13 protein-coding genes and 1 pseudogene are annotated in these 15,782 nt (G+C 44.8%); 3 read left to right on the forward strand and 11 right to left on the reverse strand.

The window, feature by feature from the left end; translation table 11 throughout:
- Positions 1-196: 196 nt before the first annotated feature.
- Both AC6ESO_RS30150 and AC6ESO_RS30155 read right to left on the reverse strand, forming a co-directional pair.
- Positions 197-1,081, reverse strand: a complete 885-nt coding sequence (locus AC6ESO_RS30150) for an NAD(P)-dependent oxidoreductase (protein ID WP_497094576.1) — start codon at positions 1,079-1,081, stop codon at positions 197-199.
- A 167-nt stretch (positions 1,082-1,248) separates the two neighbouring features.
- A pseudogene (locus AC6ESO_RS30155) lies at positions 1,249-1,341 on the reverse strand (hypothetical protein); the annotation flags it as partial.
- Positions 1,342-1,907: 566 nt separating this feature from the next.
- Here AC6ESO_RS30155 and AC6ESO_RS30160 point away from each other — a divergent pair.
- The 3 genes from AC6ESO_RS30160 to AC6ESO_RS30170 are packed head-to-tail and all read left to right on the forward strand — an operon-like array spanning position 1,908 to position 5,546.
- A complete protein-coding gene (locus AC6ESO_RS30160) occupies positions 1,908-3,332 on the forward strand; it encodes a spore germination protein (protein WP_497094564.1) in 1,425 nt (474 codons plus the stop codon).
- 4 nt (positions 3,333-3,336) lie between these two features.
- The gene (locus AC6ESO_RS30165; RefSeq protein WP_497094565.1) at positions 3,337-4,458 is read left to right on the forward strand and encodes a GerAB/ArcD/ProY family transporter; all 1,122 of its coding nucleotides are present in this window, start codon (positions 3,337-3,339) and stop codon (positions 4,456-4,458) included.
- Complete coding sequence (locus AC6ESO_RS30170) at positions 4,455-5,546, forward strand: Ger(x)C family spore germination protein (protein WP_497094566.1); 1,092 nt, start codon at positions 4,455-4,457, stop codon at positions 5,544-5,546. Before AC6ESO_RS30165 ends, AC6ESO_RS30170 begins: the two co-directional genes overlap by 4 nt.
- A 406-nt stretch (positions 5,547-5,952) precedes the next feature.
- Here the strand turns inward: AC6ESO_RS30170 and AC6ESO_RS30175 are convergent, their stop codons facing one another.
- The 9 genes from AC6ESO_RS30175 to AC6ESO_RS30215 all read right to left on the reverse strand — a co-directional run bounded on the left by AC6ESO_RS30175 (position 5,953) and on the right by AC6ESO_RS30215 (position 15,435).
- A complete protein-coding gene (locus tag AC6ESO_RS30175) occupies positions 5,953-6,636 on the reverse strand; it encodes a PAS domain S-box protein (protein ID WP_497094567.1) in 684 nt (227 codons plus the stop codon).
- Positions 6,637-7,177: 541 nt separating this feature from the next.
- A complete protein-coding gene (locus AC6ESO_RS30180) occupies positions 7,178-8,875 on the reverse strand; it encodes an extracellular solute-binding protein (protein ID WP_497094568.1) in 1,698 nt (565 codons plus the stop codon).
- Between the two features lie 68 nt (positions 8,876-8,943).
- Positions 8,944-9,858 (reverse strand): carbohydrate ABC transporter permease, encoded by a 915-nt coding sequence (locus AC6ESO_RS30185; RefSeq protein WP_497094569.1) that lies wholly within the window; start codon positions 9,856-9,858, stop codon positions 8,944-8,946.
- A 40-nt stretch (positions 9,859-9,898) separates the two neighbouring features.
- The gene (locus AC6ESO_RS30190; protein WP_497094570.1) at positions 9,899-10,858 is read right to left on the reverse strand and encodes an ABC transporter permease; all 960 of its coding nucleotides are present in this window, start codon (positions 10,856-10,858) and stop codon (positions 9,899-9,901) included.
- 695 nt (positions 10,859-11,553) lie between these two features.
- Positions 11,554-11,748, reverse strand: coding sequence for a hypothetical protein (locus tag AC6ESO_RS30195; RefSeq protein ID WP_497094571.1), 195 nt, complete (start codon positions 11,746-11,748; stop codon positions 11,554-11,556).
- Positions 11,749-12,469: 721 nt separating this feature from the next.
- A complete protein-coding gene (locus AC6ESO_RS30200) occupies positions 12,470-12,790 on the reverse strand; it encodes an HIT domain-containing protein (protein WP_497094572.1) in 321 nt (106 codons plus the stop codon).
- Positions 12,791-13,089: 299 nt separating this feature from the next.
- Positions 13,090-13,380, reverse strand: coding sequence for a hypothetical protein (locus tag AC6ESO_RS30205; protein ID WP_497094573.1), 291 nt, complete (start codon positions 13,378-13,380; stop codon positions 13,090-13,092).
- 127 nt (positions 13,381-13,507) lie between these two features.
- Complete coding sequence (locus tag AC6ESO_RS30210; RefSeq protein WP_497094574.1) at positions 13,508-14,386, reverse strand: DUF6454 family protein; 879 nt, start codon at positions 14,384-14,386, stop codon at positions 13,508-13,510.
- A 182-nt stretch (positions 14,387-14,568) separates the two neighbouring features.
- Positions 14,569-15,435 (reverse strand): aldo/keto reductase, encoded by an 867-nt coding sequence (locus AC6ESO_RS30215; protein WP_497094575.1) that lies wholly within the window; start codon positions 15,433-15,435, stop codon positions 14,569-14,571.
- Positions 15,436-15,782: the final 347 nt, after the last annotated feature.

Consider the following 15,782-nt stretch of genomic DNA (forward strand, 5'->3'; position numbering starts at 1 on the left):
TTTTGGGATCCGTTCAGCCGGCCAGCGTCGTGGACCCCATTAACATCATACCAAGGAGTCTTTTTATTTCTCAAACCTCGTATTTCTTCATAATAGGAATGCTGCCCGTTAGTTCAACAAGGTACAGGCCAACCGGCTGCTTGTCGGAAAGGAAATAATGTTGTTGTCAACCGACAGAAATAAAGTACTTGAATTGTTAAAGCTCTCCTGCCAAAAGCTTGTACAATGCTTGAGTGCCGCTGTTCTCTTCTCCTTTGCTTGCAAGCTCATCATATAATGATTTGGCTAATTCAAGCCCGGGTGTTAACAATCCCATTTCTTTGGCAGCATCAAGAGCAATCCCCATATCTTTGATGAAGTGTTTGACATAAAAGCCGGGCTCGAAGTTTCCGTTGATCATTCGCGGTCCCAGATTACTTAATGACCAGCTCCCAGCTGCTCCGGTCTCTATGCTTTTCAATACGGTATCAGGATCAAGTCCTGCTCTTTCAGCATATACGATCGCTTCACAGACACCAATCATAGTGGATGCTATTGCAATTTGGTTGCACATCTTTGTATGTTGTCCGGCACCTGAATCGCCTTGCAATTGGATATTCTTGCCGATGATTTGAAAAATCGGAAGCAATGCTTCGAAAGCAGAAGCGTCTCCGCCAACCATGATCGCTAATCTGGCTTCTCTTGCCCCAATATCGCCGCCGGAAACCGGCGCGTCAACTGCGTAAATTCCATTATTTTTCGATTCCAAATAAATTCTTCTCGCCAATGATGGTGTAGATGTTGTCATATCTATGACATATGTGCCTGCTTTTGCATTAGATAGGATTCCGTCTTGTCCAAAATAGATTTCTTCCACATCTTTAGGATATCCCACCATTGTAATAACAACATTTGCTTGTGAAACTACCTCCGCTACAGTATCCTTCCAAACTGCGCCTTGAGTGATCAGTTCATCTGACCGACTTTTTGTCCGATTATAAACGATTAAAGAATATCCTGCCTTCAACAGATGACCGGCCATGCTTTTACCCATTACGCCAGTACCAATAAAACCAATTACAGTATTATCTTTTTTAAGCATCATACGTGCGCTCCTTTAAATAAGAGAATGTCAAAACGTTCTTAGTTTTCTTTATTTTATCATTTTTGTCTATTCAACTAAACTGCCCATTACTTTAATGAAAAACGGCAGCCGATAATCAATCCAGCGGCATCAGCAGCCAGTTAAAGAAGAGGCAGTGATGTGAACGTAATGCCTGCAAGGAAACGGAACAGGCACATCGTCCAGAAACTATCCGCGAATCCGCATAGAGCCGTCGAGAAGGAAAATCCGAGTAAACCGTCAATGGGCATTGCCTTTTCTGGAATCGCCGCATCCGTACGCTCGCTTTATCTTCTTTATACGGTTTAAATCTTGCAACCACATCAACTTTATTTACAAAGGCAACAAGGGCTGGAATTATCATCGCCACTATAGCAATCCACAGGTGTTTTTCAGCTATCGTTCCCCGTTTTTCAACAAAAGGTTTAAAATCCACGTAAAGATTGAAATAGACCGGAACCTGCCTTTATTACTGTTCCAGATATATTGATATTAATAAGTCCTAAGTCATCTTTTTCGATATCAATATTCCCTCTATAAGTGTTGTTGTTGCTTGACCTCAAAGTAATTTCTTGAATATCAAAAAAGTCTAGGCTACCCCTATTTTTTTGACATAATCATCCCGCACTTATAATTTTGATTGGGGGATTATTGTGTCATTCCTCACAGTTAGAAGCTACCCTCTTACCTGTATTCTGAGTGAATTACATTCTATCGATTCGAAGATTTCCAATCGTTTGTTTAAAACGCGATCAAGAATAGCATAATAAAGGAAAACTTAGCATGCTGATTCAGGGGATGAAAAATGACAGCAATCTCTTTAGAAGCTTTAAAGCAGCGCCTCGCCCTTATTGAGGATGCGGAGATAATTGATCGAGATACTACCGACGGACTTCGTTTAACATTTATTTATCTTGGAACCTTAATCGATCAGGAGCGTCTTAACGAATCGATTCTTGAGCCCCTCGTTCGATCATTCCAAAGTTCGGTAGAAAAAAGCCTGGCTACCGCCAAAATTGCACGTTTATCCAATTTGGAGCAAGCCCTCCAGTATCTCATGAAGGGCTCGGTGCTGGTTCACGACTCATCCAGCGGGCGATGGCACGCCATTTTGCTCCCCAACTCGCTCGGCCGGCCTATCGAAACCTCAGAGACGGAAACAATAATGTTCGGCCCAAAAGACAGTTTCAGCGAGCAGCTGGAGCAAAACATCTTGCTGATTAGAAGAAGGCTTCCTTTAACAGCACTCAAAACAGAGAGATACTCCGTCGGCTCCTTAACCCAAACAACCGTAGTCCTTATGTACATCGATGGGCTAATCAATCCAGAATTTGTAGAGGTCGCGAAAAAAAAACTTTCCAGCATCGACTTCGATATGTTTTTGGACTCTTCACATGTTGCAGCGTTTATGGAAGACCATTATCACAGCATCTTTCCTCAATATTTACAGACCGATCGACCGGATTCCTGCGCGTATGCACTAGGCATCGGAAAATTGGTCATTTTCGTCAATAACACGCCTTTCGCCTTAGTCGCTCCGATTACGCTGTTTCACTTGTTTCAGTCGCCGGAGGATTATATTAACCGCTGGTTGGTAGCTAGCTTCTTGAGGCCGTTACGCTATCTCAGTTTCCTTCTTTCCATTACTCTAATTCCAATTTACGTGGCATTAACGACTCATCATTATCAAATGCTTCCCCTACAAATTTTATATGTAATCATCGAGTCTCGTAGCAAACTGCCACTATCCCCCTTCTGGGAAGCGTTTATTATTCTTATTACGCTAGAAATTATCAAGGAAGCCAGCCTAAGAATGCCGACCAAAACGAGCCAAAACTTGGGGGTAATTGGAGGAATCGTTATAGGACAAGCTGCGGTAGAAGCCGGATTCGCAAGCAAAGTGTTAATCGTATTGGCAGGCATTTCGGCGATTTCCACTTTTCTCGTTCCAAACTATCTGGTCACCAAATCCAGTTTACTGCTTCAATTCATATTCTTGATTCTCGCGACCTATTTGGGCGTTCCCGGCATTTTGCTAGGACTCTTCGGCATGCTTGCCCATCTGAACGGGCTTACGTCCTTGAACCAGCCCTACTTGGCGCCGGTATCTCCGTTTTATTGGAGAGATTGGGTCGATCTTTTCGTCCGAGGGCCGTTACACGCTATGCGCAATCGTCCTGAAGCATTGCGTCCATTAAACAAGTATCGTATTAGCCGAAGGAGTAAATGAACCCATGCAAGCTATGTCGCTGTTTCGAAAAACCTCACATCAAGAAAGCGGTTTTTACGCGCTTTTCCTCACCAATAGAATTCAAATGCTGTATTACATGATTGTCATGCCCTCAGCCCTCGTTCAGCCGTATATGTTATTGGTGATTGTAGCAATGGGCATAGTCTCCCAATTTTGCCTATATATGCTGTCCAAGTGGTTCGCAACCCCCTACTCTGCCCTAGGGTACCAGGGTTTTGAAAGAGTATTCGGAAAAACAGGCATCAAAATGTTAGCTTTGGCAAGTTTGCCGCTCCTTTTGCTCAAGATCTCTTTCATTTCAGTCAGTTATGCCGATATCATGCAGCAATTTGTTTTTCCTTCTATGGACCGAGAATGGCACATTGTGTTTCCTTTTATCCTTAGCTGCTATTTGGCGCTGTTTGGAATGGAAAGTATGGTACGGTTCGTAGCTGTCGTGTTCATTGGAACGATCTGGATCTTCTTTTTATATATTCCGTTTTTTTTGGTGCAATCAAATTCGATTCACGATCTATACCCTCTCGTTCCTATTGGCCCAGAGGCGTTTACATGGAAATCACTACTGCTCGTTTTTTCGTCGTACTCCGGACCTGAATTTTTAATCGCTATTTCATACTGGCTGAATCCGCAACGGAAAATGCTAAAATATTTAACGATCGCTAACGCCATCTCTGTCGGAGAGTATCTCTTTATTTCCATTGCTTCCTTGCTCTTCTTCGGCTCCAAATACTTGCCAACCATCAAATACCCGAACGTGGAGATGGGGCGCTACCTGCAATCTCCTGTATTCGAAAGGATCGATATTATTCTGATCTCGGCATATATGTTCAGCTTCCTTTACTCGATCGCCTTGTTCGTGTTAATGATATATGGCGCATCTCGTTTTCTAGGCAAGACGAAGACAAGCACTACGCGTATTGGGCTGATCGTTAGCGGCTGTGCGGCGATGGCCGTCACTCTTCCGATCAGCAAATGGTTTTGGGAGCCCGGGATCGAGCAGGCATTTTGGCTCGAACTGCAGATGTGGGCAGGATCCGCCTCTTACTTGTTAGTGCCTCTTCTCGTCTGGATCGCGATCAAGCGCAAAGCCAGGACAACGTCATGAAATGCTTCGTACGAGCAACGCTTGTGCTGCTATCGTTTTCATTGTTGACATTCGCATGCGGTTGCGTCCCCGTACCAGAAAACAATATAATCGAAGAAATCACGCCGATCATTTTCTGGTCTGTACAGGGTGGAGGAGAAAAAGACGGAAAGATAACAATCAGCACGCTCGTCCCTCCTCTTATCAAGGAGAAGAAACGCGTCCTTACCCTTAAGGTCTCTCTATTGAATGAAGGCAATAAGGGGTTTAATTTGACCTATTATAACGAACTGAAAGCCGGTCAAATCCGCTTGCTGTTCGTGGACGAAGCTTATGCGAAACGGGGACTGACCCGTCTTATCAATACCGTCCTGACCGATCCGAACATTTCGCAACGGTTGTACTTAGTCATCACGAAAGGCAACTTTAATGAATTCCTCGCCAAACACTTGGATGAAACAGACAATATCGATTATTACCTTTATCGCATGTTCAAACATTACGAGAAGAAAAAACAAGGCGAAATTACCGTCGTCAATTTGCACCAGTTTATGAAAATGCTGTACTCTCAGGTTTCCGATCCCCAGCTACCAGTATTTCGCGCGAAAGGCGAACAGTTCCTGTATGAAGGCACAGCATTTTTCGACCGGGACAGTATGGTTGCGGAGATACGTGGAGAGGACGATCAAATCAATCAATTGTTGTATAGGGACAGATTCGTACGATATTTAGTCCTTCCTGACCTCTCGGTTACGCTAGGGCATATTCGCGCGCATACCCGTAAGAAACTAGCCCCGGATTTATCATCCCTATCCATCGAAATCGACGTGAAGGGAAGAATTGATGAATTGGATTCGCTCTCAAGAATCGAAAATAACTTCCAATATGTCGCTCTCACACAAAAAATCGAACGGTACTTGGAGGAGAATGTCATCCGCTTGCTATCCAAAATGCAAAAATTACAGATTGACCCCCTTCAAATCGGGGGGTTGACTACTAAACCGTTCTCCAAACCAATAACCAGAGATACATGGGATAGGCATTGGTCTACTATGAAGATTAATGTAAAAGTGCGGCTACATTTAGAGTCTCTGACGAAGGTGAAATAGTAAGTTGGAATTTTGTTCAAAGAGGTCGGCCTGTCACTGAATCTGGGTCTTCAATACTTGCGCTTGCTGTGCTTCACGAAGCCTAAAATACACGGAAAGCTCGCCAGCCGACGACAAATGGGACAGCAGCAGCCCCGGACGAGAAAATAAAGTCCTAGACTGCTGCTGTCTTATTGAACTCAGAGGGAGCTTCGCGCTTCGTTGGCGTTGCCCGATCCCATGTGATATCAAGCATTTCGGTTTTTTTCTCATTTTTAAGTTACATTATAGTTGGTTCATCGCCAAGAAAGCGATTACATTAATGACGAGTAGATGGGTAAAATCACATCAACAATGGTTCCTTCGTTGACCGTGCTTTCGATGTGAACACTCCCTCCGTGTTCGTGGACAATCTTGTTGCTGACCATTAGGCCACCTGTTGTAAAACAACCGCCGCATCAACTTCCTGCATTTTCGGAGTTTGGGGTTTGGCAAGCATTACAAATCCCCATAATATAGCTTCCAAACTCCCAACCTCAGATAGAATCAATTCAATATACTCGGGTTTTTCGTTACCTTGTTGTAACAGCTGGGCGAATCCCTTGATCGAGGTTAGAGGATTTCTAAACTCATGTGCAACCCCTGCCGCCATTTGACCTACTATCGAAAGCTTTTCAGTTCGTAGAAGGAGTTCTTCTGCCTTCTTTCGTTCTGAAATATCACGAGACCCGTACACGCATTGCACTACTTTGCGATTTTCATCAAATATAGGAGTGCCCCTGGTCTCGATATATACCCAACTGCCATCTGCTTTTTTACACCTCCACTCAAAATCGAACGTTGATTCTAATGTAACCATGTCATCGAATTGCCTCTTAACGTACGCAAGATCGTTAGGATGAACGAAATAAAAAGCAGAATTTCCTTCAAACTCGCTGGACGGAAACCCCAGGACCAATTCATGGGATGGCGAGGCATATAGAACTATACCTTCCATATCCACGACACCGACTAAATCCTGGGTATTTTCGGCAACAAAACGATACTTTTCAGTCGTTTGTGGCGGGGTCCAATCGGGATGTTTCATGGGGTCAAATAATAGTTTGGTCACACCTTACTCCTCCTCCATACTCCTCCTATAGAACATTGCATTTAACAGTGAGTAGACCTGGTTCGAAGAGATTCGTCCAAGTACCAGGATCCTCGTGTATGTGACACTCCAAGTATGTAAGTACACTAGCTTTTGTCGCTGACGGCCACGCCTCTTCCGGAACCATGCGTCGGAAACCGCTTCCAAAACTGCTCTTAACTCTAATGAAAAAGACTTCTGCCAGCGCTTCATCTATCTACGCTCTATTAAACTGCCCGTTAGCGCAATAAACAATCGGTTACGGATCCATTGGGTTTGGAGTATTCACCCTATTATATAACCACCAAAATAAAAGCAAGAGGATGCAACAAGTTATAATTAATAAAATAACAATAACTTTACTTTTTAATGGATTCTTCATTAATACCTCCGCAAAAGCATGTTACCTTTCTAAACGAGTAATTGGAAGGGTTTGTTACAAGAACAACACAGAAAAGACCAACCCGCACGATCATGCGATTTGGTCTTTTCTACTAATTCTTATACTCGAATCAACCTCGTATTACCAACCGATATCATCACGCGATGCAGCTTTTTCACCGACATACGCAGCCATTTCCTCTACGCCGGCAGATTTAAACTTGTCTTGAATGCTGTGCAGCATCTTCAGCGCTTCGTCATCGGATTTCGCGTAGCATGCTTTGCGGAATTCTTCGTCAAAGTTCAAGCTTGCGGTTTTATCCCTGAACTCTTGGTATTTAGGCCAATCTCTTTCCAGATAAGTTGCGCTGACCTTGTCAATGATTTGGATCGGCAGTCTCTTCGAGTAGCTAGCCTCGAGTTTCTCCCATTGCGTCTTCTGGTCATCCGGAATCGGCCAAGTGACTTCAGAGGAGAAAGCGCCCATGAAGCTGCCGGAGAGATAGTTGAGACCTTCGTCGCGCTTCACATCCGGATTATCGTCGAATTGCTTCTTCACATCTGCAACCCATTGCGGCTTGCCATCTGCCAGCGTATAATCTTTGCCTTCGATGCCCCAATAAGCGAGCAGTCGGCCTTCGTCGCTGTTCAAGTAATCAATCAGACGCAGCGCCGCATCCGGATCTTTGATCTTCGCGCTCAAGAAGATAACCGGGAACCCGGATCGACCTGGCTTCTCTACTTGCGTCACAATATTACCGCTCTTATTCTTCATTGGGCCAAGCAGTTCGTATTGCATTTCAGGATTCGTTTTATAGAGGGTTTTTTGCAATTCGCCAATCATGCTTTGAGCGCCGAATACAGCCAGCTTGCCTGTAGCGAGCTTCTCATTCGCTGTCGTATCGGTATTGCTGAATGCCTCAGGGTCAAAGAGACCATTTGTGATCAGCTTTCTCATATACAGCAGGCGAGCTTCTTGGTCTTTGGATTGTGTCCAGTGGATAAGCTTGCCGTCTTCCTGACGGAAGTCCGAAATGTTGTAATCAGACCAGCCGGATAGGAATTGGCTATAGTCCCATCCATTATGCATCGTACCGGAAGGGATGACCGGCTTGCCGCTAATATCTTTGAAATTGCCGTTCTTGATTTTAGTTAGCAGATCCGCGAGCTTCTCTTCCGTGTCGATATCGGCACCATTAACATTCAACGCCTTCAGAATATCTCCACGGGCATAGAGGCCGTAGTTCCAGTTATGAATGCTCTCTGGCGTGCCGTCCGGCGTCTGCATTGGAATGACATATTGCTTGCCTTCCAAATCAGGACTATTCAGGTCGAATTCTGCAAAGTCCTTCGCTACACCTTGCGTCATCAGTTTCTTCACGTTCGGATATTTATCCAGATAAGGGGTTAAATCGAGAAGTTGGCCTTCCAAAGCTGCTTTCTTGATGACTTGTCCTTCCCCGCCTGTCGTCGACCAGTACGGCGCATTTACGATATCCGGAACCGTATCCGAAGCGAAGATCGTGTTCAGTTTCTCAACTTCGCTTGTTGTGATCGATTCCAGCTTTAACGTTACGCCGGTTTTCTCTCTAACCGCTTTGGCAACCGGATTGTTTTCCTGATCCTGCGGAAATCCCGCACCGCCGCCGTTCCAGGCGCTTAGGAAGGATAGAGTAGTCTCCTTAGGTGCATTGGATTCGTTTGTCCCCGAAGAATTCGTTGTTCCCGAATTGGAGGAACCCGAATCATTGTTGTTTCCTCCACATGCTGTTACGGATAATGCAATCATCGGGACGGCAAGCATCAAGCTAAGAGAACTTTTTAGTCTGGTCTTACGCATTAGACAAGCCCCTTTCTTTTGCTAATTTTTTTATATAAAAGGCGATGCCTTCTATACTCGGTACTCGACTACTCCTTGAGCGAACCTACCAGTACGCCTTTAACAAAATACTTCTGAAGGAATGGATACACGCAGATGATCGGTGCCGTAATAATGATTACGAAGGTCATCCTGAGTGCCTCAGGCGTTACACCTCGCAGCGCCATCTGGTTTTCGTTCATGTTTTTAATGGACGATCCGCTGCTCGACCCCGTCATGGACTGGAACGACGCTTCACTGATCATTTTGTTCAGGAACGTAGCTGCAGGTTGCAGATCTTCTTTCTGGATGAAGAACTGCCCGGTAAACCAGTCGTTCCAGACGCCTACCCCGACGAAGAGGGCTATGGTAGCCATTACCGGCATCGAAAGCGGGAGGATAATTCTCCAAAATACGCTTAACTCGCTTGCGCCGTCGATTCGCGCCGATTCCGATAAACCTAACGGGATCCCGTCGAAGAACGTCTTCATAATAATGGCATTGAAAAAGCTATACAGCGATGGTAGGACAAGCACCCAATACGTGTTCAGGATATGCAGCTCACGGTACAGAATGAAGGTCGGAATAAGTCCCCCGCTGAACAGTGTTGTGAAGAAAAAGAAGAAGACGATATACTTTCTGCCCGGCAAGCCTTTCCGCGAAAGCCCATAGGCTAGTAAGGCCGTCAGCAGCGTAGAACCTACGGTTACGATAACCGTTCGGGAAATGGAGATCCAAAACGATTGAATGATGTGAGGGTTATTGAATGCTTTGCTGTAGTTCTCAAACGTACCTACCCTCGGGACGAAGTAGATGCCGCCCTTCATGGCGTCATAGCCGTCGTTGAAGGATAGCGCCAAAAAATAGATAAAGGGATAGAGTGCCGTCAGGCAGAATATGAGCAGCAGCGTATAGTTCACCGTGGAATAGAATTTATCAGCCGCCGACAGTTTTCTCACACCCATACCTGCACCTCCTTAGGTTCATAAAATGAATGCTGCCTGATTACCATAGCGATACGTCGCTCACTTTTTTGGAAACTTTATTCACGGCCACGATAAGGAGAAGAGAGATCAGGGACTTGAACAACCCGATGGCCGTGGAGTAAGCAAATTGCCCCTGCTGAATACCTGTTTTCAATACATAAGTATCCAATATTTCTGAGACGCTGAGTGTAGCAGGCGTCTGCATCAACCAGATTTGGTCAAAGCCGGCGTTCAGAACGCCGCTGAGAGAGAAGATCAGCAAGATACCGATCGTAGGCGTCAGAGATGGCAGCGTAATCTTAAACAGCTTGCTCCAGCGACCTGCTCCATCCATTTCCGCAGCTTCATACAAATGCGGATCGATATTAGTCAAAGCGGCCAAGTAAATGATCGAGCCCCAACCTACGCCCTTCCAAATATCCGAAATGACGACCAGTGGATAAAATAAGGACGGCATCCCCATAAAGAAGATCGGTTCAAGCCCCATATGATCCCTGATGTCATTAACCAGTCCCACATTAGGAGAAAGAATTTTCTGCATCAGCGTCACAACAACGACCCAGGAAACAAAGTGCGGCAGATAGGAAATCGTTTGGAAGAGTCTTTTTATTTTGCTATGCATAACGCCATTCAGCATCAATGCAAGGATCAGCGGAGCCGGGAATCCAAGCAACAGCTTCAGGAAGCTAATAGACAGCGTATTGTAGAGCACCGAATAGAAACTGGAATCGCCTAAGAATTGCTTGAAATACCGAAGGCCTTCCCAAGGACTGTGCAGAATCCCCAGGTTGTATTTGAAATCTTTGAATGCAATCAAAATACCGTACATCGGATAGTAGCAAAAAACGAGATACCAGATAAAAGCCGGGAGCATAAATAAGTAGATATGCCTGAAACTCCATACTTTGGCCCATGCATTGTTCTTGTTTAACCGCGCCACTTCGGGCATGACTTCAACTCTTGCTTCTTTTGCAATCATTATTCCTCCCACCTTCTACAGGATATTGCCAAGCGAAGCGCTTCAACTAATGAATCGAATGACATGGATGCGTGAAGAGCAAAGGATCGGCTGTTCGCCAAGCAAATTCTGCGTCGTCCTGCAAGCGATTACATTAATCTCATACAACAATATTATATTTAATATATTTATTCAATACTTATCAATAAATTTGTTTTTATCAGTACTTTCGACATAAAACACCTCTTTTATCACACTTATTTATTTAAAATAGGATCAAATACTCATATTTTCGACTTTTACAAAATGATTTATAGTAAATTATATTTAATATATAAAATTTTATTAAAGATTGTTGTGTAGGAAAACCGAGTTTGGTGTCGTAGCAAACCCTAAACATTTAGGTATAAAGGAAGAGGTGCTTTTATTAGGCTAGTGCTGTTACATTCGCCATTTGAGCATAAAAAAACGCCTCAAATCCATACAAAAAACCACATTGGATAAAAACACTCCCCGTAATTTCTGCCGCGGATTGTTTTTCAACCAATGTGGTTGCTTATATTCCTAATGCCTTCTTCATTTTCAGTGTTACCATCCAATATCTAAATAAAGCTATGGTAGCCTGTTCCGTTGCATTATTGTACCTGTTATTTACGCCATTAAATTTATCAAAAGTTGCTTATACGACGACGTTACTTGTTAATGATATGTTCTTTTCATTCATCAGAGTTCTCCCCGTCCGTACTTCGCTTATTACTAATGTTCGTTAATTCAAAATCCTCCTTGGAAATCCCCAAGTCTAAGGCTAATCTTTTCTTGATTACCATAGCCTGCTGCAAACTGGTGGCTCGATACTCGATAGTAGTTCCGGTTGAATCTTCGAATAAATAGTAGCTCTTTTTATTGGACATAAACGATGCTCCTCACTTTCGGTGGTAGTCAACAAAGTCATTATGTCCCTGTCTCTAGATTATAAACGTCCCCCTTCAGATAAGGGATGAATCTGAAATTCACTTCGCTTCATTTTTACTAACTCTTTCTATTGTTATCGTTCTCCATTAGCCTGTATTCCTTCAGTTAAATCCAGTTTGTTACTATCTCTTAACCTGATCACCTTCTCATCGTAAATTTCTAACTTGTTTTCAAAACTGTGTCTACTTTGTTCAAACTCCCTTGTCCATTTGTACATCATCTTCAACATCGTGATATCTGACTTATAACGACACCTTTCAATTCCAATTTTTTGCTTTATAAATCTTGTTAGGATTCTAATCCTTCACTTCCACAATGGAGTATCAAGAAATATGATTCTATCTGCCATTTGGTACAAACATTGATAGGATTCTCTATCTGTACCTTCAACTATCCAAGTGCCTTTATTATCGATCTCTTTTATTACTTCAATTTGTTCTTCTGGAGAACGTTTATGACGTCCCGTAAGCGTTTTATGATACCCTTTCGCCATAGCTACGATTAACCCTTTGTTGTGCTATCAATCTATGAAAACCTGTTGCTTCAATGAAAAACGGCAGCCGATAATCAATCCAGCTGCCGTCGTATTCTATTGTGCTATTGTTTCCAATTTGAGCAACAACATTTGCATCCATAAATAACTCTATGTATTGATTTCCATTATTTCCATCCCTTGATATGGTAATGGAGATGAAACACATCCTGCCCACCTTTTTCCCCGCAGTTATTATTCATACTCATTCCTACGAGATTAAACTGACGGTACATCTGCTGTGCAATCTTATGAATCTGAGAAATAACAGACAGGTCTGCTTCTTCTACGTTCATCATGGTTGGGATGTGTTTTTTCGGAACAGCCAGCAAATGAACAGGGGCAGAAGGGTCTTTACAGTGAAATACTATAACCCGGTCATCTTCATATTCTACTTTTGCTGGAAGTTTTCTGTCGACAATTTTACAAAAGACGCAGTCCAACTCCATTTCACTATCGCCTCCTTAAAAAAAATGAAACAAACCTCTTTTCATTATATGAGCCCTCTTCTGTAAGGAAAACTCAACACTTAAATTACTAATCCGATCTATTGTAATATATACCATATTTTCACATTCGAGTTGCTATTCTGCCCGTTAACATAATGAAGCCGCCGATCGTGCCGGCAGCTTCGTCATAGGTGGTTTTGACAAACAGTAATGACATTGAAATCATCATCACGCATGTTGAAGAAGGACACCTGGGGATAACGCGTAATCCCGCCATATACAAGTTGAAAGCCTAATTGTTAAACGAAAACGACAGCTTCGTCGATATCATCAGCCGGGATGAAAAACAGTGGGGAGGACGATTCGGGCACGGGTATTTTGTCCATGCCGTTGGCATCGATCATAATTTTGCCGCCATGCAACAACTCAAAGAAGTGCAAATTGTTATCGGGATATGCCTGTTCTTGTTCAGGTGATACGCTGAATAGCTGCCGATTAAGAGCAACCGATTTTTCTAAATTCCTCGTCCACAAGACAACGTTTTTAATTTGGCTTACGATAGGCGAACGGGTAATCTTTGATTCGTTCATAGTAAATCACATTTCTCTCAATTTGAACTAATGGGTACGCCCTCTTTCATGAGAAGTTGATTGGATCCAACATGAGTCCGTAGCCGGTTACCCGTTCAGCTAAAGGCTGCACCTAGCAGCATAACTATTATTCGTTCGGCCAAGTCGGGTTCAAATTGCGTGTCTCATAGACTAGCAACGACCCGCGCTCGTCGTCCGGCACCGCATACAGCCGAAGCTCCCTGCCCGCAGTCTCCAGAAATACCGGATTGCGGGTGATCACATGTCCCCGCGGCGAAAATTCCGTAATGGGCACTTCGTGAATCGCCTCCAGCGCGTTCATATCGATCAGGGCTAAACCGCCTAGCTCGTACGGCTCGGCATGGCCACCTGCCGGATTGGGATTGGCCAGCTCGGAGATGCCGCTCGCGATCATTATCCCATCGCCTGCATATTGACCGTCCTGATAATCCACAAAGTGGCTCGCATTGTTTTTCGTTCGCAGCATCCGCCCCGCCCGGTTCCATTCGTAGAACGTGCGCGAGCCCCAGCTATTCCCGATCAGCGATCCGTTCCGGCCATCATGAACCACGCCCCCGATGTGATCCCTGACGCGAAAAGCTTCCTGTGCGAGCATCGTTATCGGATCCACCTTGTACACGATGGATTCGCTATGCGGCCTATATTCGGCGACCGGCACCCATAGATGTTCGCCGTCGAAATCAATCCCGCCAGGATGGTACATGTCCGCTTCGCCAAGCAGCGTATGCTTCACGAGCTTCCCTCGGTTGTCAAAGGCAAACAGGTGGCCGATTCCCCTACCGGGAGAACGGTCATACCCATCCTGCGGTAAATCGTAGCGAACCGGCATCTCGGCAAGCTCAACCGAGGACATGTAGAAGAGGTCACCTATTCGAACCATCCCTTGGGCATGGCCGTTGTTGAATTGAAGACCAATCTTGTCTCGCAGTTCCCACTTCGTACTGCGTGTAAGCATTCGGAACGATGTGATGAGCTGATTATCCATAATGTGCTTGTCCTCCAAAGTGAAAATGTGCACTGCGATCCGATGCCCCGTCGAACTGCTAAACTGTCCTTGTTGTTTCGTCATCTCTGCCCGTTAGCAGAACAGGCTGCCGTCTATGGCGGCAGCCTAGTGTCATTGAGCTATTGTTCTCCGATAGTTCAATCATGTATGATTTTCTCTTTTTAGGCCGTGATTTGAGCAGCGATACCGTTCAATTCAGCTACGTCTTTGGCGGAAAGTTCCACATTTGATGCACCCGCACAGTTAACGATGTTCACCGCTTTGCTGGCGCCGGGAATCGGCAGAATGACGGGCGACAATCGAAGCAGCCATGCAATCGCGATCTGCTGCGGCGATGCATCATGACTTCTGGCGATCCGCGAAAGCGTATCGTTGCTGCCGATGCCGTGCGCGTTGCCCATGCCGTTTAGAGGGCTGTATGGTAGGAATGCAATACCGAGCTCTTCGCAGCGCTTCAGCACGTCCATGGATGAATGGTCAAACAAGTTCATACGGTTTTGAACAGACGAGACCGTTACAATATTGCGGGCTTCTTCCAGTTGTGCAACGGAAACGTTCGACAGTCCCACGTGAACGATCTTCCCTTCCCGTTGCAATTCCGCGACTGTTCCCACGGATTCCGCAAACGGAACCTTAGGATCCGGACGATGGAATTGATAGAGCGTGATTGCTTCCACGCCGAGCGCGCGCAAACTGTCCTCGCACGCTTGACGCAAGTGTTCAGGACGGCCATCGGTTTCCCAACGTCCATCCGGACGAATGTGGCCTCCTTTTGTCGCGATGACCACTTCGGGACGGTTATGTAAAGATTTGGCGAGCAGACGTTCGTTATGACCGTTTTCGGTCGAATTCAAACAGTACGAATCGGCTGTATCGAACAGTGTAATGCCATACTCCAATGCGGCATGCACCGTTCTGATGCCGTCTTCCTCTGAAGGGCGTCCGTTAACGGAGAGCGGCATTCCGCCCATCCCGATTTCCCCCACGATTATCCCCGTCGAACCTAGCTTACGTTGTGGCATTGTCATCTTACAACCTCCTTAGAGATAGTTATGAAGCTTCAAAGAGTAGTGACGAAAATTCCATTTTCAAGTATACCAGTTCAGCTTTCTCAGTAGTAGTACTGAAAAAAAGTTCATCTAGTTACTTTGATGTAAGGAAAGCTGGTTTTCTTGCTAAAATTACCGTTGGCCGTTAATTGAATCTCGCTATGATCAATATACAAACAAGACTGTACTCTTGTGCAGTATCCTCCTTTTGCAAATAAACTGCCCGTTCGTATTATGAGGTCAGCCAGTTTTTACTGGTTGACCTCTTTTCTCTTTAAGAGGTTTAGTACGGGTAGCCGGGGTAGAACGTCACTGCCCGTGGGGCT

This window comes from Paenibacillus rhizoryzae (assembly GCF_059686995.1).

Excerpts from the sequence above, each read along its gene's own strand:
- AC6ESO_RS30150 (WP_497094576.1), bottom strand. The coding sequence starts at position 1,081 with ATGCTTAAAAAAGATAATACTGTAATTGGTTTTATTGGTACTGGCGTA.
- AC6ESO_RS30160 (WP_497094564.1), top strand. The coding sequence starts at position 1,908 with ATGACAGCAATCTCTTTAGAAGCTTTAAAGCAGCGCCTCGCCCTTATT.
- AC6ESO_RS30165 (WP_497094565.1), top strand. The coding sequence starts at position 3,337 with ATGCAAGCTATGTCGCTGTTTCGAAAAACCTCACATCAAGAAAGCGGT.
- AC6ESO_RS30170 (WP_497094566.1), top strand. The coding sequence starts at position 4,455 with ATGAAATGCTTCGTACGAGCAACGCTTGTGCTGCTATCGTTTTCATTG.
- AC6ESO_RS30180 (WP_497094568.1), bottom strand. The coding sequence starts at position 8,875 with ATGCGTAAGACCAGACTAAAAAGTTCTCTTAGCTTGATGCTTGCCGTC.
- AC6ESO_RS30185 (WP_497094569.1), bottom strand. The coding sequence starts at position 9,858 with ATGGGTGTGAGAAAACTGTCGGCGGCTGATAAATTCTATTCCACGGTG.
- AC6ESO_RS30190 (WP_497094570.1), bottom strand. The coding sequence starts at position 10,858 with ATGATTGCAAAAGAAGCAAGAGTTGAAGTCATGCCCGAAGTGGCGCGG.
- AC6ESO_RS30195 (WP_497094571.1), bottom strand. The coding sequence starts at position 11,748 with ATGTCCAATAAAAAGAGCTACTATTTATTCGAAGATTCAACCGGAACT.
- AC6ESO_RS30200 (WP_497094572.1), bottom strand. The coding sequence starts at position 12,790 with ATGGAGTTGGACTGCGTCTTTTGTAAAATTGTCGACAGAAAACTTCCA.
- AC6ESO_RS30205 (WP_497094573.1), bottom strand. The coding sequence starts at position 13,380 with ATGAACGAATCAAAGATTACCCGTTCGCCTATCGTAAGCCAAATTAAA.
- AC6ESO_RS30210 (WP_497094574.1), bottom strand. The coding sequence starts at position 14,386 with ATGGATAATCAGCTCATCACATCGTTCCGAATGCTTACACGCAGTACG.
- AC6ESO_RS30215 (WP_497094575.1), bottom strand. The coding sequence starts at position 15,435 with ATGACAATGCCACAACGTAAGCTAGGTTCGACGGGGATAATCGTGGGG.